We start from the raw sequence: 21,505 nt of genomic DNA on the forward strand, positions 1-21,505 counted from the left end.
TGAGACCCGGGCAAGGCGCTCGGTTCGATCATGGTCGGGAAAGTAATGATGCGGAAAGGTGGCGACCCGCACGCACCCAGGCACGTGGCAGCAAGGCAGGCAGGTCGGCCGGCACGCATTTTGTCAGACGCATGTGCGCAAAGTCTCAGCGACACGAAGCCTGTGCAGAAAATAACTCCCCATCGCGTCTGCAGAGTGGAATCATCCGGTTATCGTCACTTCAATACCGCTCATCGCGGGCGCCCGGACAATCGGCTGACCGTCGCAACGAGCGAACGATTTCAAATCAATTTCAATTGACGGGCAGTCGCCACCGGCGTTGGTGCATCACGGTGGCGAATTGGCTGTGAATCTCAGGGGAAGATAGTGGCGGGTAGATATGACCTGATTGTGGTCGGGACCGGCTTCGCCGGTGCCTTTTTCTTGATGCGATACCTGGAGAAAGCGCCCGCGAACGCGCGAATCCTGGTTCTCGACCGCGGCGGTCACGACCCCAAACGCTGGCAGATCGAGAATCGCCGCACCTCGCGCATCGCGCCGACCGAGGTCTTCAAGAATCTGACGCCCGAGAAGGAATGGCTGACCAGCCCCGGCTTCGGCGGCAACTCGAATTGCTGGTGGGGCGGCACCACCCGGATGATGCCCGGCGATTTCGAGCTGAAGTCGCGCTATGGCGTCGGCTACGACTGGCCGATGCGCTATGACGATCTCGAACCGCACTACACGGTGGTCGAGGACATCATGTCGATCTCCGGGCCGCCCGACAGTCCGCACCGGCGTTCGAAGCCCTATCCGCAGCCGCCGCACCGCTTTTCCGAGCCGGACGAACTGCTGAAGAAGAAGTTCCCGGATGGCTGGTTTCACGGCGCCACCAGCCGCGCCCGTGTGGCCACCGGCACCCGCGGCGTCTGCTGCGCCAGCGGCATCTGCGAGCTGTGCCCGGTCGACGCCAAGTTCACTATCCAGAACGGGCTGGCCAGCATCTATCAGGATCCGCGCGTCACGCTGCAACTGCTGTGTCCGGTCGAAGCGATCGAAACCGCGGCCGGCATCGCCACCGGTGTCGTCTACCGGCGGGACGGCAAGACCGAACGCGCCGACGGTGATCTCGTCGTGCTCGCGGCGAGTGCGATGTTCAACCCGCACGTGCTGCTGCGCTCGGGCATCGACCACCCGCTGGTCGGCAAGCGGCTGCACGAGCAGATGTCGATCGATGTCTGTCTCGACCTTCGCGGCGTCAAGGGCTACGGCGGCTCGTCGACGGTCTCCGGCAACGGCTACCTGTTCTACGAGGGCGAGCATCGACGCCACTACCCGGGCTGCATGATCGAGACCTGGAACGCGCCGTTCGCCTACGGCCATCCCGCTTTCCGCCTCGAGCGCGGCCGTCATACCGAACGGATGTACATGCGGTTCATGTTTGACGAGATTCCGCAGGACGACAACACGGTCACGATCAATCCCGACAATCCGGACATGGCGGTCGCGAAATTCGTGCGCTATTCCGACTACGCCAATCGTGCGTGGGCCGAGCTGCCGCGGATGATCGACGTGCTGAGCCAGGCGCTGCCGATCGAGCGCGTGGTCAAGACCGAACTCGGGCCGACCACCGCGCACATTCAGGGCACCGTGGTGATGGGCAAGGACCCGGAAACCAGTGTCGTCGACGGTCACCTGATCCATCACCAGCTGCGCAATCTGCTGGTGCTTGGCGCCAGCGCCTACCCGACGGCATCGCCGGCCTACCCGTCGCTGACCATCTCCGCACTGTCGTTGTGGGCGGCGGATCATCTGCTGGAATCGAAGGCGTCATGAGTGCCAAGCTGCTGTCGCGTCGCACGTTCCTGTTTGGCGGCGCCGCTGCCGTTGGCCTCGCCGCGCTGCACCTCGGCTTGACCCAGCCGGAGGATGCGGTGGTCACGGTGCTGCGCAAGCGCCTGTCGTATCTCAAGCTCGACGAAGCCGGGCTGCGTGCCTTCGCGCACGACTACACCGCCGCCGGCAAGATGGCGCGCGGAAAGTTGCGGCTGATCGCCGCGCTGGCACCGCTGTATCGATGGCTGCCCGCCGATGACAGCACGCCGGCCGCGGTACGCCATGGCGAGGAGCGCGTGGTATCGGCCTACCTGCTGTCGAGCGATTTCTTCGCCAACGGAGCGGACGAGCAGCAGCCGGTCGGATATCTCGGCCTGTTCGATCCCTGGGCGAACCCGCTGGCCTGCCAGAACCCGTTTGCCCGACTCGGAAACGACGCCGCGTAATCACGCACACGCGCTCGCCGCGCGGCGAGCCGGCTGAACGACGCTTTCCGGCCCCGTCATCGGACACCGATCGATGGGGGCCGGCGCGTGCAGCGTGACGGGGCTCACAGTTGCGCCGTGCTGCGGGCCCGAAATCCGAAGAACGGTGAGGGAACGCACATCGCGTTCACCGCGCCGTCGCTAGAATCGGAAAATGCCGTCGGGCAAAGCGTTCCGGCGCCGCTTGCGGAGGCCGCACGGCGTCTGGGCCTGCCGGCGAACAAGCGGCATCACGACCGGCCTCGCAATCGCAACGGTTTCTTGAAATATCGTTCGAGTTCGTGGTTGCGTCCGCTTTTCGCCTCGAAACCGGCAATGTGCTTCAGAAACCCGACCAGATGCCGATTCCGTTTTGATGATGCCGTCCGTGGCGCAGACTGACGTTCGCGCGTGCATCATCGAAGTGTCGAGAAGGCGGCGAATTCGCCCCGAAACTGTTGCGAACTGTTGCGCCGTAGGCGGTGAAGATCGGGAAAATTTGCAGCGGAAGGAACCGCGGGCCTGACCGTCATCGAAACGGCCGGTTTGCGGCGTGGGCAAGGTGTCTCATCAGTGCCCGGCAACGGTCGTTTATGATGTACAACGATCGACGCCGTGACAGAAAAGAACTCAGGGAATTCAGCAACATGGCCGAGCCCAGGAAGCCATAGGTTGAGCAATCGGGAACCGATGTCGGAACGCGACCCCGCAAACGCCGTCCACGGCATGGCCGTGAAAATGGCGTCGGGAAAGTCCGTGCCGGCTGCATTCGAGCAGGCTGTCCGCGCGTATTCCGAACGCGTGGCGCTGACCTGTGGCCGCGACACGCTGACCTATGCCGCGCTCGACGCCCGTGCCAACGCCATTGCCAGCGGCCTGATCGCGCGCGGCGTGACGCCGGGCAGCCTCGTCGGCCTGTTCATGGGCCGCTCGATCGACACCGTCGCCGCGATCCTCGGCGTGCTGAAGGCCGGCGCCGCCTACGTCCCGTTCGACCCGGCCTACCCCGCCGCGCAGCTCGCGTTCATCCTCGACGATGCCGCACCGGCCGTGATCCTGACCACCGGCGCGATGCAGGCCCTGCCCGCCGCCAGCGTCTTCGCCGCGCGCGCCACACTCGACCTGGCACGCGATTTCCCGCCGGTGACGACGGCGCCCGCGTTGCCGGCGATCACGCCGGACGCGCTGGCCTATGTCATGTACACCTCGGGCTCCACAGGCCGCCCGAAAGGTGTGCAGATCCCGCACAGCGGCATTCTGCGGCTGGTCATCGACAACGATTTCGCGACCTTCGGTGCCGACGAAACGGTGCTGCACCTCGCCCCGCTGGCCTTCGACGCATCGACCTTCGAGCTGTGGGCCGCGCTGTTGCACGGCGGCAGTCTGGCCATCGTCCCGGATGCGCATCCATCCCTCGCGGACATCGCCGGCGCGATCCGCGAGCACGGCGTCACCACCGCCTGGCTCACGGCCGGCCTGTTTCACCTGATGGTCGATCACCAGCTCGACGCGCTGCGCGGTCTGCGCCAGCTGCTGGCGGGTGGCGACGTGCTGTCGGTCGCCCATGTCGATCGCCTGCTGGCCGCGCACCCGACGCTGCGGCTGATCAACGGCTACGGGCCGACCGAGAACACCACGTTCTCCTGCTGCTACACGATTCCGCCGATCGGTCATGGCGACCGCCAGCCGGGGCCGATTCCGATCGGCCGCGCCATCCGGCATTCGGAAGCCTGGGTGCTGGACGCTGCGCTGCAGCCGGTGCCGGACGGCAACGACGGTGCGGTCGGCGACATGGGCGAGCTGTTTGTCGGCGGACCAGGACTTGCACGCGGCTATCTGAATCGCCCGGAGCTCGACCTTGAACGCTTCATTCCGCACCCGTTCGACCCGACGCCCGGCGCGCGCCTGTACCGCACCGGCGATCTCGTGCGCCGTCGCGCCGATGGCGTGCTGGAGTTCCACGGCCGCGCCGATCGTCAGGTCAAGATCAATGGCAAGCGGGTCGAGCTCGACGAGATCGAAGCCGTGCTGCGTCGCCACCCGTCGGTTCGCGAAGCCGCGGTGAAGACCTTCGAGCCGGTCGCCGGGGATCGGCGCATCGCCGCGTTCGTCACCGCCGGTGACGGCGGCGCGATCGATCTCGACGCGCTGCGCGGCTTCGTGCGCGCCGAGCTGCCGGACTACATGCAGCCGGCACAGTTGCTCGCACTCGAAGCCTTCCCGCTGACCACGTCCGGCAAGGTCGACCGCGCGAAGCTCGCCGTGCCGGACGCTGCGCCGTCGAGCCCGGCGCGCGCCGCCGCCGGCAACGCGCTCGAAGCCAGCCTGCTGCGCGTCTGGCGCGAGGTGCTCGGCAGCGACGACATCGGCGTCGACGACAATTTCTTCGACATCGGCGGCTCCAGCCTGCAGATGATGAAAGTCCACGCGGCGATCCAGCCGCTGCTGCCGCGGCCGGCGTCGATCGTCGACCTGTTCACCTATCCGCGCATCCGCCTTCTGGCGAACTGGCTCGCGAACGCGACACCAGCGGCCGCACCGCAGGCATCCGCGGCCATGCTCAACGCGCAGGAACGCGCCCGCCGCCAGAATGCGGCGCTGGCCCGCGCGCGCCCCGCTCCCCGTCCCACGGTCCGATGAACGCCGATCCGAACCTGCCCGAGTCCGCCGACGACGCACCGCCGCCCGGCGGCATCGCGATCATCGGCATGGCCGTGCGCCTGCCCGGTGCCGACAGCGGCTGCAGCACGGTCGAGCAGTTCTGGCAGAACCTCGCCGCCGGTCGCGAATCGATCACCCGCTTCAGCGATGCCGAGCTCGAAGACGCGTTCGATGCCGACACTCGTGCCGCCCCGAACTTCGTCAAGGCCCGGCCGATCCTGCGCGGCATCGAGAACTTCGATGCCGAGTTCTTCGGCATGTACGCGAAGGAAGCCGAGCTGACCGATCCGCAGCACCGCGTGCTGCTCGAGTGCGCGTGGGAAGCGTTCGAGCACGCCGGCCATGATCCGGCGCAGTTCGGCGGCAACATCGGCGTGTTCGCCGGCTCCAGCATCAACACCTATTTCCTGCGGCATGTGATGACCGACCGGCAGAAGGTCGCGGACTTCACCAGCGGCTACCAGGTCAGCCAGTACCCGCAGCTGCTCGGCGCCGGCCATGATTTCACCGCCACCCGGATCGCCTACAAGTTCGACCTGCGCGGCCCGGCGATCAACCTGAACTCCGCCTGCTCGACCTCGCTGCTCGCGGTCGCCCAGGCCTGCCAGAGCCTGATGCTGTACCAGTCGGACATGGCCCTGGCCGGCGGCGTGTCGATCAGCCTGCCGCAGCAGCGCGGCTACCAGCACCTCGAAGGCGGCATGGCTTCCGCCGACGGTCACTGCAAGAGCTTCGATGCCGATGCCACCGGCACCGTGTTCGGCAGTGGCGCCGGCATGGTGCTGCTGAAGCGCCTCGAAGACGCGCTTGCCGATGGCGACACCGTCTACGCGGTGATCCGCGGCTGCGGCGTCAACAACGACGGTGCGGGCAAGGTCGGCTTCACGGCACCGAGCGTCGAAGGTCAGGCCGGCTGCATCGAGATGGCCCACGCCGCGGCGGGTGTCGATCCGCGCGCGATCTCGTACGTCGAATGCCACGGCACCGCCACGCCGCTCGGCGATCCGATCGAGATTGCCGGGCTGACGCGCGCGTTTCGCAGTGCAACCGACGATGCGCAGTTCTGCCGCATCGGCTCGGTGAAATCGAACATCGGCCATCTCGATGCCGCGGCCGGCGTCAGTGGCCTGATCAAGACGACGCTGGCGCTGCACAAGCGGCAGATTCCGGCCTCGCTGCACTACACGCGGCCAAATCCGCAGATCGACTTCGCGTCGACCCCGTTCTTCGTCAACACCGCGCTGACGCCGTGGCACTGCGACGGTCCACGTATCGCCGGCGTCAGCGCATTCGGCGTCGGCGGCACCAATGTCCATGTCGTGGTCGAGGAAGCGCCAGCGGCAGTTCGCGATGATCGCGATGCCGGCCCGCAGCTGCTGGTGCTGTCGGCGCGCAATGCCGCAGCGCTCGCCGCCGCACGGGACAACCTCGCCGCGCATCTCCGCGCCACGCCGTCGGCAAGCCTCGCCGATGTCGCGTGGACCCTGCAGGCCGGCCGCCGCGGCTTCGACCAGCGCTGCGCGATCGTCGCGTCGTCGGTCGAGCAGGCAATTGCCCGGCTCGCCAGTGCTGAGCCGGCGCGGGTGGCCAGCGGCGCGAAGCCCGCGCAGCCGTCGCCAGTCGTCTTCATGTTTCCCGGTCAGGGCGCGCAGTATCCCGACATGGGCGCCGGCCTGTACGCCGCCGAGCCGGTGTTCCGCGACGCCGTCGATCGTTGTGCGGCCATCCTCGCCCCGCACCTCGGGCTGGACCTGCGGACCCTGTTGTATCCGAAGGCCGATGCCGACGGCGCCGCGAAGGCGCTGATGTCGACGCTGGCGGCGCAGCCGGCGATCTTCACCATCGAGTACGCCACCGCCCAGCTCTGGCTGAGCCTCGGCATCGCACCCACCGCGATGATCGGCCACTCGATCGGCGAGTTCGTCGCGGCCACGCTGTCCGGCGTCATGACGCTGGACGATGCGCTCGCCATCGTCGCGGCCCGCGGACGTCTGATGGCGGAGCTGCCGGGTGGCGCGATGCTGTCGGTCCGCCTGCCGGAAAGCGAGCTGCTGCCGCTGCTGGACTCTGGATCCGGATCGGGGCTGGCGATTGCCGCGATCAACGGACCGAGCCTGTGCGTGGTCTCGGGCCCGTTCGACGCGATTGAAGCCTTCGAGACGCGGCTGACCGAGCGCGGCAGCGTTCATCGCCGCCTGCACACCTCGCATGCGTTCCACTCGGCGATGGTCGAGCCGATCGTGGCGCCGCTGCGCGAAGTCGTCGCGAAGGCAAGGCTGTCGGCCCCGACGATCCCGTACGTCTCCTGCGTCAGCGGCACCTGGATCAGCGCCGAGCAGGCCACCTCGCCCGACTACTGGGCGCGCCACGCGCGGGTTCCGGTGCGCTTTGCCGATGGACTGGCAACGGTTGCAGCCGACGGCGCGCCGCTGCTGCTCGAAGTGGGCCCCGGCAATGTGCTGACCACGCTCGCCACGCAGATCACCAAGGGCCGCGGCCTGACCATCACGCCATCGCTGCCGGACGCCGAGCGCGAGATCGCCGATGTCGACATGGTGCTGTCCGCGCTCGGCAAGCTGTGGATCGCCGGTCACGTGCCGGACTGGCGCGCGCTGCACGGCGGCACCCGGCAGCGGATCGCGCTGCCGACCTACCCGTTCCAGCGCAGCCGTCACTGGCTGGATGCGCCTGCCGTCGGCGACGTTTCCGCCGCGGCGCTGCCGGCGCGGCGCGAAGCACCGGCCGCGACCGCCGTCGCCCGCGATTCCGCACCGGCTGCCGATGCGGCCCCGAATTCCTCTTTCCCCGTTGCCCTTGCCAGTCAGGACACTCCCGTGACGACATTCGCCACTGCCGATGCCCACCTCGAATCGATTCGCGCGACCGTCGTCGCGATCCTCGAAGACCTGTCCGGCGAGACGCCGCCGGCCGACGAGCCGAATCTCAGCTTCCTCGAGATGGGCTTCGATTCGCTGTTCCTGACCCAGGTCGCGCAGCGCATCCAGAGCAAGCTGAAGGTCAAGATCACGTTCCGCCAGTTGCTCGGCGACTACGCGACGATCCCGACGCTGTCGCAGTTCCTCGCCGATTCGACGCCGCGCCCGGCCGTGGCCGCTGCAGCGCCGGCCGCGCCGAGCCCGGCACCGTCAGCCGCGCCGCAGCCGTATGTCGCGCAGATGATGCCGATGCCGACGATGTCCGCCGCAGCGGTCGCCGGCAGCGGCATCGAGGCGCTGTTCCGCGAGCAGATCGCGGCCATGTCGGCATTGGTCCAGAACCAGATGGCAGCGCTGCAGGGCCTCGGCATCAGCGGTGGCTCGGCCCCGGCGATGCCAACAAACGTGGTGCCGCCAGCGGCTGCGACACCCGTTGCCGCGACGCCCGCAGCACCGGCTGCCGACACCGAAGGCGAATTCCACCGGCCGTCGCGCTTCGACATCTTCAAGGAAGTCCGCAAGAAGACTGCGGATACCTCGGCCTCGCCGGAACAGGTCGCGCACATCGCCGAACTGGTCGAGCAGTACGCGACACGTCTCGCCGGCTCCAAGGCCCACAGCCAGGAATTCCGCCGGCCGCATGCCGATCCGCGCACGGCCTCCGGCTTTCGCGCCGAGTGGAAGGAAATGGTGTTCCCGGTGGTCTGCGCGCGGTCGAAAGGCTCGAAGATCTGGGATGTCGACGGCAACGAGTACGTCGACCTCGTCAACGGTTACGGCCAGACCGCGTTCGGGCATTCGCCGGACTTCGTGTCCGACGCGGTGAAAGCGCAGCTCGACCGCGGCTTCGCGATCGGTCCGCAGGCCGACCTCGCCGGCAAGGTTGCACAGATGTTTGCCGAGATGACCGGCAACGAGCGCGTGACCTTCTGCAACACCGGCTCGGAAGCGGTGATGGCGGCGATGCGCGTGGCCCGCAACATCACCGGCCGCATGAAGGTCGTCGTGTTCAACGGCGACTATCACGGCCAGTTCGACGAAGTGCTGGTCAAGGGCGTGCAGAAGCCCGGCGCGAAGCCGCGGACCAAGCCGGGTGCCAACGGCATTCCGGAAGAATCGGTCGCCAACATGGTCGTGCTCGACTACGGCACGCCGGAATCGCTGCAGTGGATTCGGGACAACGCCGAGGACTGCGCGGCGGTCATCGTCGAGACGATCCAGAGCCGCCATCCGCATCTCTACCCGCTGGAGTTCCTGCGCGAAGTGCGCAAGATCACCGAGGCTGCGGGTACGGTCTTCGTGATGGACGAGGTGGTCACCGGTTTCCGCGTGCATCAGGGCGGCATGCAGGCGCTGGCCGGCATCGAGGCCGACATGGCGGCCTACGGCAAGGTGGTCGGCGGCGGCATGCCGGTCGGCATCCTCGCCGGCAAGGCCAAGTTCATGGATGGCCTCGACGGCGGCTTCTGGCAGTACGGTGACGATTCCTACCCGGAAGTCGGCGTGACCTTCTTCGCCGGCACCTTCGTGCGCCATCCGCTGGTGCTGGCCGCGGTTCACGCGGTGCTGCTGCACCTGAAGCAGGAAGGCCCGCAGCTGCAGGAGCGCCTGACTGCGCGCACCACCGCGCTGGTGGCCGATCTCAACGCGATCTTCGCCGAAGGCGGCCTCAAGACCCGCATCGAAAGCTTCTCGAGCTGGTTCTATTTCAACCTGTCGGGCGAGCATCCGCTGGCGACGCTGTTCTTCTATCACCTGCGCCTGCGCGGCATTCACATTCAGGACGGCTTCCCGTGCTTCCTGACCACGGCGCACAGCGACGAGGATCTCGACCGCATCCGCCGCGCGTTCCGCGAAGCCGTGAACGAGCTGCGCAAGGTCGGCATCTTCGGCGCAACGGCCCCGGCGCTGGCTGCAGCGCCGGCAGCCGCGGTGGCGACGGTGGCCGCCCTGCCGCCGGCCGAAGTGCCGAAGGCGATTCCGGCGCACGAGGCCAGCCAGCCGGCGCAGGCCGGCCTGCCGCTGACGCAACCGCAGGTCGAGATCTGGCTGTCGGCGCAGCTTGGCGAGGAAGCGTCGTGCGCGTTCAACGAGTCGGTGTCGCTGCGCATGAACGGCACGCTGAATCCTGAAGCGCTGCAGCACGCGTTGACCCGCGTCGTCGCCCGCCACGACGCGCTGCGCGCCTCGTTCAGCGAGACCGGCGAGACGATGAACATCGCGGCACCTGCCGCCTTCGCCTACCCGACCGTCGACGTGTCCGGTGCCGACGCCGAAGCCCGGCTTGCCGAATTGCTCGACGAAGACGCGCGCACGCCGTTCGATCTCGTCGCCGGCCCGCTGATGCGCGCCAAGCTGGTCCGCCTCGCGCCGACCCAGCACGTGCTGATGATCACGGCGCATCACATCGTCTGCGACGGCTGGTCCGTCAACGTCATCGTCAACGAACTGGCCGACATCTACGCTGCCGCCTGCGAAGGCCGGGTTGCCGAACTCGCGGCACCGCTGCCGTTCAGCACCTACGCCCGGACCGAGATCGAGCGCAATGCCGCCGATGGCGCGAAGACCGAGGCGTTCTGGCTGAAGGAGTTCGAGGCGCCGGTGACGCCACTGGACCTGCCGACCGATCGTCCGCGCGGTGCGCTGCGCGGCTATCACGGCGCCAGCCTGTGCCGCCGCATCGACGCCGAGCTGTACAAGACGGTCAAGAAGTCCGGCGCCCGCCTCGGCAGCACGCTGTTCGCAACCCTGCTGGCCGCATTCGAGGCGCTGGCCGGACGTCTGAGCGGGCTCGAAGAGGTGGTGGTCGGCGTGCCGACCGCCGGCCAGTCGCTGCTCGAAGACCAGGTCCTGGTCGGCCACTGCGTGAACTTCCTGCCGATCCGCGGCGCCTGGTCGAAGGACATGAAGGTGTCCGAGCATCTGGGCGCAGTCGCCAAGCAGGTGCTGAACGCGTTCGAGCACCAGAGCTACACCTTCGGCACGCTGGTCCGCCGGCTCACCGAGCGCGGCCTGCTGAAGCGCGAACCGAACCGCCTGCCGCTGACCGAAATCCAGTTCAACCTCGAACGTCTGGCCGATCGCCTGCAGCTGCCGGGCCTCACCGTCGATGTCGCGCCGAACGCCAAGGCCTTCGTCAATTTCGACATCTTCCTGAACGTCATCGAGTCGAACGACGGCCTGCGGCTGGACTGCGACTACAACACCGAGCTGTACGACGAAGCGACGATCGGCCGCTGGCTCGACGCCTATCAGGCGCTGCTGCAGGCGTTCGTCGCCGATCCGGCGCAGCCGCTGGTCAAGGCCAACTGCCTGCTGCCGGCGGCGCGCGAACAGCTGCTGACCGCCTTCAACCACACGGCCAGCGACTATCCGCGCGAACACTGCGTGCACCAGCTGTTCGAGACGCGCGCCGCCGCGAGCCCGGACGCACCGGCCGTGAGCTTCGGCGACACCACGCTGAGCTACCGCGAGCTGAATGCGCGGGCCAACCGCTTCGCCAACCTGCTGCTGGCGCGCTCGGCGTCGAACCAGCCGGTCGGCGTGCTGATCGAGCGTTCGACCGACATGCTCGCCGCGCTGCTCGGCGTGATGAAGGCCGGCCGCACCTACATCCCGCTCGATCCGACGCACCCGGCCGCGCGCCTCAAGCACATCCTCGGCGAAGCGAAGATCTCGGCACTGATCACCGATGATCCGACCGCGATCGGCACGATCGACGTCGGCGCGCCGGTGATCGAACTGAGCCGCGATGCCGCCGCGCTCGATGCCGCGTCCGCCGACAAGCCGAGCGTGGCGACGAACGCCGAGAGCATCGCGTACACGATCTACACCTCGGGGTCGACCGGCCTGCCGAAGGGTGTCGAAGTCAGCCACCGCGCGGTGGTCAACCTGCTGATGGCCATGGCGCGCCAGCCCGGCCTGAGCCGCGACGACGTGCTGTTCGCCGTGACCACGATCTCGTTCGATATCGCAGCGCTCGAACTGTTCCTGCCGCTGATCGTCGGCGCCCGCGTGGTGATTGCCGAGCGCGAAGAACTGGCCGACGGCTTCCGGCTGCTGAGCCACCTTGAAAGCGTGAAGGCGACCGCGATGCAGGCCACGCCGGCGACCTGGCGCATCCTGCTCGAAGCCGACTTCAAGCCGAAGGCCGGCTTCAAGATGCTGTGCGGCGGTGAAGCGCTGCCGCGCGAACTGGCGAATCGCCTGATCGCCGCCGGCGACGGCCAACTGTGGAACATGTACGGCCCGACCGAGACCACGATCTGGTCATCGTGCGATCGCGTCACCGCCGGCGACGAGCCGATCAGCATCGGCAAGCCGATCGCCAACACCCAGTTCCACATCCTCGATGCCAACGATCAGCCGGTGCCGCTCGGCGTCGCCGGTCAGCTGCACATCGGCGGCGACGGCCTGGCGCGCGGCTACTACCAGCGCGAAGCCCTGACCGCGGAGAAATTCATCGCCAATCCGTTCGGCGCCGGCAGGATCTATCGCACCGGCGACCTCGCCCGCTGGCTGCCGGACGGCCGCGTGCAGCATCTCGGCCGCATGGATCACCAGACCAAGCTCAGAGGCTTCCGCATCGAGCTGGGCGAAATCGAAGCCGGGCTGATGACCCACGGCGGCGTGGCCAATGCCGCCGTGCTGCTGCGCGAGGACACGCCGGGCGCGCCGCGTCTCGTCGCGTACTACCAGCTGGCACCGAGCATCAGCCGCAGCCCGTCCGACCTGCGCGCCGCGCTCGCCCTGCATCTGCCGGAGTACATGATCCCGGCGGCGTGGCTGGAACTGCCGCAGCTGCCGCTGACGCCGAACGGCAAGATCGACCGCCGCGCACTGCCGGTGCCGGATGCCGCGCAGACGGTTGAAGCCGAGTACCACGCCCCCACATCCGACACCGAAGCGACGTTGGCGCGCATCTGGGCCGAAGTGCTGAAGCGCGAGCGCGTCGGCACCGGCGATGACCTGTTCGCACTCGGCGCCGATTCGATCCAGATCTTCCAGATCGCGGCCCGCGCCAACCGCGAGAACATCAAGCTGACGGCGAAGCAATTGATCCAGAGCCGCACCATCTCGGTGCTTGCGAAGTCGCTGGCCGCCGCCCCGGCGGAGGCCCCGGCCGCTACCGGCAAGGCGCTGCCGACGCTGGCGCAGTTCCAGCGGAAGCGCCGCACCGGCACCGAAATCCGGTAACTCACCCACCACGCCATCACGCAACACGGAATGAACAGCCTGCGGAATCCGGATTTCGAGCCCGACAAGATTGTCGAGGCCGATTCCATGGAGGTCGAGTTCGACAGCGGCGTCTCCGACGCGGCTGTCGATGACGGCCCCCTGCTGTTCCCGTGCTCGATCGCCCAGGAACGCTTCTGGCTGCTGGATCGTCTCGAACCGGGCAACTCGTCACTGAATGTCGCGGTGCGCTGGCGACTGCTCGGCAAGGTCGACACCGCACTGCTCGAGAAGGCGTGGCTGCACCTGATCAATCGCCACGAAGTGCTGCGGACGATCTTCCGCGAAGTCGACGGCAAGCCGGTGCAGGAAGTGCTGCCGCGCTCGCAGTTCCGGCTCGCCGAGATCGATCTGACCGGCCTGCCGGAAGATGCCCGCAATGCCGAAGGCGATCGCATCGGCGTGATCGAGGCGCGCGCACCATTCGATCTGATTGGCGGTCCGCTGGTCCGCGCCACCCTGCTGCGCTATGCCCCGGACGACGCGGTGATCCTCGTCACCACGCACCAGATCGTGTCCGACGGCTGGTCGATCGGCGTCATGGCGCGCGAGATGGGGTTGATCTACCAGGCGCTGCGCGCCGGCAAGCCGATTCCGCTCGAAGATCTGGCGCTGCAATACGCCGACTACGCGCAGTGGCATCTGGAATGGACGCGCGAGCGCGGCACGGCGGCGGAGGAGGCGTACTGGTCGAAGCAGCTGGCCGGCCTGAAGCCGTTCAAGGTGCCGGCCGACAAGCCGAAACCGCTGGTGCCGACGACCAACGGCGCGATCACGTCGATCGTGCTGCCGCGGGAGTTGACCAACCGGGCGCAGTCCGTCAGCGCCGATCACGGCGCCACGCTGTTCGCGGCGGCATTCGCCGCGCTGACCACGATGCTGCACCGCTACACCGGCGAGACCGAGATCGTCATCGGCACCCAGGTGTCCGACCGCGATCAGGTCGAGCTCGAAGGCATGGTCGGCCAGTTCGTCAATTCGCTGATCCTGCGCAACGACCTGTCCGGCAATCCGAGCTTCGGCACGCTGATCGAGCGCCTGCGCGATGTCAGTGCGCAGGCGCTGGAGCATCGGCACATCCCGATCGAGCGCCTGCTGTCGATGGTCAAGGGCGAGCGCAACAGCGCCCAGAGCGCGCTGATCTCGGTCAACTTCATCTTCCAGCGCACGTTCATCCAGAACGACGACTACGGCGATTTCCGGCTGGTCGACATGCCGTCGCTGCCGGCGGGCGCGATCTACGACCTGAATTTCTTCATGGTCGAACGGCCGGATGGCTGGCGCTTCTCGTGCCAGTTCAACACCGACCAGTTCGAGCGCGAGACCGTCGACCGCCTGCTGGGCTACGTGCAGACGGTGCTCGATCTCGCCACCCGCAAGCCGAGCCTGCGCCTCGCCGAGATCGACCTGATCGGCGCCGACGAGCGTGCGCGGCTGCTGCCGCCGGTGGCCGAGGCCGCGGAGTTCGTCAGCATTGGCCAGCGCTTCGCGGCCCAGGTGGCACGCGTGCCGGACGCCATCGCCATCGTCGGTGACGAGCGCCGCCACACGTTCCGCCAGGTCGATTTCGAATCGGCACGACTGGCCCATCACCTGCTGTCTCGCGGCGTCGCAGCCGGCTCGCGGCTCGGCATCTGCCTGCCGCGCGCCGCCGAACTGCCGATCGCGCTGCTGGCTGCCCAGCGCGTCGGCGCAAGCGTCGTGCTGCTCGATCCGCAGGAGCCGCCGACGCGACTTGCGGCCTTCATCGACGCCGGGCGCATCAGCGCCGTGGTGCTGCGCACGGCGCAGGCTGGGCTGTTCGCCGCGACACGAACCTCGCTGATCGATATCGACGCCGAAGCCGCCGTCATCAGCCGCGGGCCAGGCAGCATCGCCGACGCCTACGTCCGGCCGGAAGACGAGGCCGTGCTGAGCGTGCAGGGCTGGTCGAAAGGCAAGGCCGTGGCGTTCCGGTATTCGCATGGCGCGCTGGCCGAACGGCTCGCGACGCTGGCCGCGCAGCCGGGTCTCGGTGACGGTGACGTGCTGGTCGCCACCGCGCCGGTCTCGCTCGACTTCGCGCTGGCCGAACTGCTGCTGCCGTTGCTGGTCGGCGCCCGTCTGGTGATCGCCGGCGAGCGCGAGTCGCTCGACATCCGCCGGCTGACGACCCTGCTGATGACGCTGCGCACGGACCGCGTGACGATGGCCAGCACGCCGGTGCTGTGGTCGCGCCTGCTCGCCACCGAATGGGATGGCATCCCGCGCCTGCGCATGTGGACCCATGGCGAGCGTCCGGACGCGCGGCTGGCGCAGCGCATGCTCGAACTCGGCCACGAACTGTGGACGCTGTACACGGTGCCGGGCGTGGCGCTGTTCGCGACGGCGCAGCGTCACGAGCGTGCCGACGAAGTCGCGCTCGTCGGCATCGCCAACGGGACCTGCCGCATACGCGTCCTGAATGCCGAAGGCCAGCTGCTGCCGACCAGCGCCGTCGGCGAGCTGCATGTCGGGGGCGTCGGCGTGTCGTTCGGCATGCTCGACGAGGATGCCGAGCGCGAAAGCTTCCGCGCCGATCCGTTCGTGGCCGATGCCTCGCTGCTGCGCACCGGCGATCTCGGCCGCGTGCGGCTCGATGGCCGGGTCGAATGGCTGGGCCGGCAGGACCGCGCGCGTCGGCTCGACGGGCATCGGATCGATCCTGCCGAGGTCGAAGCCGCGCTGACCCGTCATCCGAACATCGCCGACGCCGCCGTGACCTTCGCGAATGACGGCAACGGCCAGCCGGCCCTGACCGCGTGGGTCGTGCTCAGCGGTGGCGGCGGCATCAGCGATGTCGGCGAGGCGCTGCGCACGACATTGGCGCAGCGGCTGCCGCCACGCCTGCTGCCACAGCCGCTGCAGATCGTGCCGTCGCTGCCGCGCGCGGCGGATGGCACGGTCGATTTCCGCCAGTTGCGCCGACCGGCCACGCCGCCGGAACTGCGGCTCGGTGCGCCCAGCGCGATCGAAGGCCGTCTGACCACGCTGTGGGCCTCGATGCTCGGCCGTGACGACCTCGACGCCGAATCGAACTTCTTCGAGCTCGGCGGCCATTCGTTGCTGGCGGCGCGCATGCTCGGCAAGGTCGAAGCCCTGTTCGGGCGACGCGTCAGTCTGGCCGCGCTGTTCCGCGCACCGACGATCCGCGAACTGGCGCAACTGCTGGAGCGCAGCGACTCGCGCGACTTCGATTTCCGCCAGGTGGTGAAGCTGCAGCCGCACGGCTCGCGGCCACCGATGATCGCGATCAACAACACCGGCAGCTATTACCTGCTGGCCAAGCGCCTCGGGCAGGACCAGCCGGTGACCTCGCTGCAGCTGTTCGATCCCTCGGTGCAGGGCGAGGCGCTGCCAAAGACGCTGGAAGAGATCGCCGCCGGCTACGTGCAGCTGATCCGCCGCGTGCAGCCGCAGGGCCCGTATTCGCTGGTCGGCTGGTGTGTCGCGGGTGCGCTTGCCTTCGAGGTCGGCCGGCAGCTGCAGGCCGAAGGCCAGACCGTGCGCAACCTGTACCTCATGGACTCGTGGGTGCCGAACTACCTGAAGCGCCTGTCGCCGCTGCGCCGCCTGATCAACGGCTACACGCTGCGCTGGCAGTTCATCTTCGAGGACTGGCAGAGCAAGCAGCAGACCGGCAAGGGCTTCGGCGCGTTCCTCGCGAACCGCGGCTTCGTCAAGGCGCTGCGCGAGCTGTTCGGCGGAGGCGGTCGCATGCCGCGAGCGGAAGCCGCGATGGCCCAGCAGGCGGCGCCGGAGGATTACGACCAGTGGCTGCTCGGCTACCTGCAGGACGTGACCTCGCGCTACGAGCCAAAGACGTTCGACGGTCGCATCACGCTGTTCCGCAGCTACCGGGAACCGACCGGCCTGTGGTTCGATCCGCATGCCGGCTGGGGGCCGTTTGCCCGGCAGGGCGTGGAGCTGCACATGGTCGACGGCGATCACTTCACGATGTTCCAGGACCCCGGCGTCAGCCAGATGGCCGCGCAGATCACCGCGCAACTGGATCAGGCCGCGTCCGGTCCTGCGAGCTGAGCATGCAGGCCCGGTCATGCTGCGCCACGATTCCCCTTCCCCGGACACGACCGGCCGACGCGCCGTGTCGGTCGATCGAGAGAGCCCCGTCATGAACGCTGAAATTCGCGACTACTCCGAGGCCGGCGCTCGCCGACACGGTCTCGCCGGCAACGGCACGCTGCTGAATCTGGACCGTGCCGAGTTCGAGGCCAACTTCAACCGGAACTTCTTCGAGGTCCAGCACCAGCTGGCCGACCATCCGCTGTTCCAGATCCCGCGCCTGCTGGAACTGGCCGACGAGATGACCAAGAAGTGGCCGAAGGACATCTACTTCGACGCCGGCGTCGACGACATCGGCCAGCGCTGGAGCGGCGCGCCGGCCGACATCACGGTCGAGGACCTGATGCGCCGCATCGAGACCTCGAAAGCCTGGATCGATTTCAAGTCGGCCGAGCGCAGCAAGGAGTACGGCAAGGTCCTGAACACGATCATCTGCGACATCCTGAAGATCAGCGGCCGCCAGCTCGAAAAGAACATGCGGCGCAAGCAGATGGCGATCTTCGTGACCTCGCCGAACCGCATCAGCACGTACCACATCGACAGCGAAGTGAACTTCCTGCTGCAGATCCGCGGCGAGAAGGAGATCAGCCTGTTCGACCGCAAGGATCGCGAGGTGCTGCCGGAAGTCGAGATCGAGCGTTCATGGACGGTCGACGTCAACGCTGCCGTCTACAAGCCGCATCTGCAGGACCGCGCCACGGTGTTCAAGCTGCGGCCCGGCAATGGCGTGCACATTCCGGTCAACAGCCCGCACTGGGTCAAGAACGGCAACAACATCTCGGTGTCGGCGGCGATCCTCTACCACTCGTGGGACAGCGCCTACTACAACCTGTACAGCACCAATTACTACCTGCGCCGGATGGGGCTGAATCCGACGCCGCCGTTCCAGTCGAAGCTGCTCGACGCACTGAAGCAGCCGGTCGGCGCGGCGATCCAGGCCTATCGGACGGCGCGCTTCGGCAACCTGCGCAACATCGGGCCGAACGCCGACGGCATTCACGATCGCACGCCGGACGACGCGTTCTGATGCGGCCCGCCAACGGCTGAGCCACGTCTGCATTCGACCCGCCGGGACGCGGGTCGATCAGGCGCCGACCTGATCGCCACCGCGCAGCGGTACGGCAGGCCCGCGCCTTCACGAGCGTCCTGACTGCGGGAACGGGCGGGACCGCTGCGCTGACACTTTCGGGGGGTGTCCTTGAAGCTGTTCGAGTTGCTGGTCTGGCTGGCTGCGGCCCTGCAGCTCGGCCGCTGCTTCGTGGCCAGCCCGCGCGGCTCGACGACTGTCGCGCTGGCGCTGCTGGCCGCGAGCGTCGGCCTGATCCTGCTGCAGGTCTTTTTCGAAGGCTGGCGCAAGCCGATCGTATTCGCGGCGGTGGCGCTGCTGGGACTGTGCCTCATGCCGCTCGTACTGTCGCTGCTGAAGCTGCCGGGCGACGGCATCCTTGCGCGGCTCGGGCTGGCTGCGGCCGGTCTGCTGCTGATCGCCAGCACCGCGAGCAACTGGCTGCGTCCGGCGGTCAGCTACCCGACGCCCGGTGGCGAGTACGCCGTGATCGGCCAGATCGCGTTTCCGGTGCTGGGCCAGTCACCGGTCGGCGATGTCCCGACCCCCGACGAACTGCGCCATCCGCCGCCGTTGCTGAAGCTCTGGTACCCGGCCGTGGCCCCGGGCGGCAGTCGCCTGCTCGATCCGGCCTTCCTTGCGGAGCGGGTCGCCGCCTTCGGCGAGCGCGGCAAGCAGCTGCCGGAACCGGCCATCCGCAACGCGCCGCCGGTCGATCTGCCATCGCCAGCGCCGCTGCTGTTCTACTTTCCCGGCTGGCCGGGGGTGGCGATCGAAAGTGCCGCGCTGGTTCGCGAGCTGGTCAGCCATGGCTACTACGTCGCCACGATCGAGTACCCGGGACGACAGGCGGGGATGTCCGACGCACGCTGGCAGGCACTCAAGGCGGAGCTCGAGCGCGATTTCTACTACGGCAGCGAAGCGCGCTATCTCGAACTGGTCGAGATCTCGAAGGACCGCGTGCGCAGCCGCGCGCGCGACGCCTCGGCCGCGCTGACCCGGCTCGCGGAGGTCGCGGCAACGCCCGGCCAGGTCTTCAGCGGCCGTTTCGACGCCAGCCGCGCCGGCTTCGTCGGCTTCTCGCTTGGCGGCGCGGTGGCCGTGCAGGCCGCGAATCAGGACCCGCGCTTCATCACGGCGATCAACCTCGACGGCCGCATGTGGGCCGAGGGCCGTGCCGATGGCGCGAACAAGCCGATGCTGATGATCAACGAGGAACTGGCACCGATCGATCCGGCGCTGTTCACCGCCGATGATCCGGACACGCGCTACAACGCGATCGAGGATCAGACCGACGGCGACGCGCTGCTGCGCAACCTCGCCCGGCACGGGGGCCAGCACGTGATGATCGCGGGCACGCAGCATTTCAATTTCGCCGATCTCTGCCTGACCTCGCCGCTCGATCGCATCGCGGGGCGCGGCCCGATTGCGCCGCTGCGCGGCTACGAGATCCTGCACGCCTATGTGCTGGCCTGGTTCGACCGCGCCCTGCGAGGCAAGACGTCCCCGCTGCTGGACAGCGATCGGTCGCCGTATCCCGAGGTCACCAGCCGCTACTGGCCAACGCCGGTCCGCAACGGCGTGATGGCTCCCGCTACCTCCTCGATCGACGCAACGCCATGACCCTGAACCGCGAAGCCGATCCGCGCTCGACCGATCTCCTGCGCTTCCTGATGCTGTTCGGCAGCATGTTGGCGATGGTGCTCGCCTCGTGGCCGACCGAATTCTCGTTCGATCTCTGGGTGTTCAAGGATCGCGGCAACTTCCTGAACTTCGCCTACCTGCTCGACAAGGGCTTTCGGCCCGGGGTCGACACCTATTACCTCTACGGCCTGCTGCCGGTACTGCTGCAGGACGTGGTGTTCGACCTGTTCGGCCGCGGCCCTTGGCCGATCATCGGCCTGCACGTCTGCTACCTGGCGTTGATGAGCGCCGCGCTGACCGTGGTGGTCCGGCACACGCCGAAGCCGATGCTGTGGAATCTCGGCGCCATCGCGCTGGTGCCGATCATCATCTGGGTCAATCCGAACCTGTCGTACGTGCTGGTGCAGGTGACGATGCTGTGGTCGATCGCGCTGCTGCTGGAACGGCGCTACCGGCTGGCCGTGGTGGTCTCGGCCTTCGGCTGCTGGAGCGTGCCGAGCATGCCGCTGGTCCTGTCGGCGTCGCTGGTGGTGCTGCTGTTCGCCTGCTGGTGGCTCGAAGGGCCGCGCACGCTGAAGCGGCTGCTGCAGCTCGGCTATCCCGGCCTGCTCGCGTATCTCGGCATCGGGGCCGGGCTCGCCGCGTACTTCGGCATCGACTCGGTGCTGGCGACCGCGCTGCCGTTTCAGGGCGCCTCGTTCTACAAGGCCGTGAACTACGGTTTCCTGAGCTCGCTGAAGGTCTTCCTGTATCCCGGCCAGACCGAATCCCGTCCGAACTGGTCGGCACTGCGCTACTTCGTGTTCGACCGCGCCACCTGGTGGGTCCTGGCCACGGTGTTGCTGACCGTCTTCGGCACCCGCGGCTTCCTGCGCATGTGGCGCGAGCGGCAGCTCGATCCGAAGGCCCTGTTCGTGCTGTTCTGCGCCGTGATGCAGATCGTGTTCATCCTCGTGGCCTACGGCACGCCGCCGCAGCACATCATCTACGACCCGCTGGTTGCAGCCGGCACCTTGCTGGGCCTGTCGATGCTCGCCGCGTCGCGCGCCCGCAACCTTCTGATCGGCGTGTTCTTCACGGTCACGGCGCTGAGTCACGGCAATCAGGCCTCGTACACCTGGTGGCTGTGGAAAGCGACGAAGCCGAGCCCGGACAGCGCCGGCTTCTATTCGCCACCGGAGTTCACCAGCGCGTGGAAGGAAGTCGTCGATCTGTCGAAGCAGCGGCCGGTGTTCCTGCTGTCGTACGCCACCGGCGTGCATCACTACTTCCCGACGATCGATACCGCCGAAAGCTGGCTGATCCAGTGGGGCCAGACCTTGCCGCCGGACCGTGAGCGGCTGCTGGCCAAGCTGCGCACGGCCGAGGTGGTGGTCGAGGACGTCACCGGCATCACCACGATCTTCGAGCGCGACGAGGAGATCAAGGCCGAGCTGGCCAAACTCTGCATGTTCAGGATGAATCCGTACTTCATCTACTGGAGCCGCACGCCGGACCCGGTCACCGGCGAGTGCAGGACCTACGTCAAGGAACTGCCGGCCGACCCCCGGATGCGCGGCGAGAACGCGGTCTGATGACGAGCC

General features: G+C 67.8%; 8 protein-coding genes. All 8 read left to right on the top strand.

Features of this window, described 5'->3' with window-relative positions; genetic code table 11:
* Positions 1–426 precede the first annotated feature (426 nt).
* The 8 genes from QZ951_RS14875 (at position 427) to QZ951_RS14910 (ending at position 21,496) form a co-directional block, all read left to right on the top strand.
* Positions 427–1,815 carry a GMC family oxidoreductase gene (locus tag QZ951_RS14875; protein WP_293002146.1) on the top strand — a complete coding sequence of 463 codons (1,389 nt, stop codon included), beginning with the start codon at positions 427–429 and terminating at the stop codon, positions 1,813–1,815.
* On the top strand, positions 1,812–2,261 hold the full coding sequence (locus QZ951_RS14880) for a hypothetical protein (RefSeq protein ID WP_293001899.1): 450 nt from the start codon (positions 1,812–1,814) through the stop codon (positions 2,259–2,261). The genes QZ951_RS14875 and QZ951_RS14880 overlap by 4 nt, the downstream gene beginning before the upstream one ends.
* A 774-nt stretch (positions 2,262–3,035) precedes the next feature.
* Positions 3,036–4,919 (top strand): non-ribosomal peptide synthetase, encoded by a 1,884-nt coding sequence (locus QZ951_RS14885; RefSeq protein WP_293001901.1) that lies wholly within the window; start codon positions 3,036–3,038, stop codon positions 4,917–4,919.
* Positions 4,916–13,072, top strand: coding sequence for a non-ribosomal peptide synthetase/type I polyketide synthase (locus QZ951_RS14890; RefSeq protein ID WP_293001903.1), 8,157 nt, complete (start codon positions 4,916–4,918; stop codon positions 13,070–13,072). The genes QZ951_RS14885 and QZ951_RS14890 overlap by 4 nt, the downstream gene beginning before the upstream one ends.
* Before the next feature lie 30 nt (positions 13,073–13,102).
* On the top strand, positions 13,103–17,170 hold the full coding sequence (locus tag QZ951_RS14895; protein WP_293001905.1) for a condensation domain-containing protein: 4,068 nt from the start codon (positions 13,103–13,105) through the stop codon (positions 17,168–17,170).
* A gap of 91 nt (positions 17,171–17,261) precedes the next feature.
* Positions 17,262–18,239, top strand: coding sequence for a cupin-like domain-containing protein (locus QZ951_RS14900; RefSeq protein WP_293001907.1), 978 nt, complete (start codon positions 17,262–17,264; stop codon positions 18,237–18,239).
* A 165-nt stretch (positions 18,240–18,404) separates the two neighbouring features.
* The gene (locus QZ951_RS14905; protein WP_293001909.1) at positions 18,405–19,901 is read left to right on the top strand and encodes a hypothetical protein; all 1,497 of its coding nucleotides are present in this window, start codon (positions 18,405–18,407) and stop codon (positions 19,899–19,901) included.
* On the top strand, positions 19,898–21,496 hold the full coding sequence (locus QZ951_RS14910) for a hypothetical protein (RefSeq protein ID WP_293001911.1): 1,599 nt from the start codon (positions 19,898–19,900) through the stop codon (positions 21,494–21,496). Before QZ951_RS14905 ends, QZ951_RS14910 begins: the two co-directional genes overlap by 4 nt.
* The last annotated feature ends 9 nt before the right edge of the window (positions 21,497–21,505 follow it).

Source organism: Nevskia sp. (genome assembly GCF_021732705.1).
In the GTDB taxonomy this organism is placed as follows: Bacteria; Pseudomonadota; Gammaproteobacteria; order Nevskiales; family Nevskiaceae; genus Nevskia.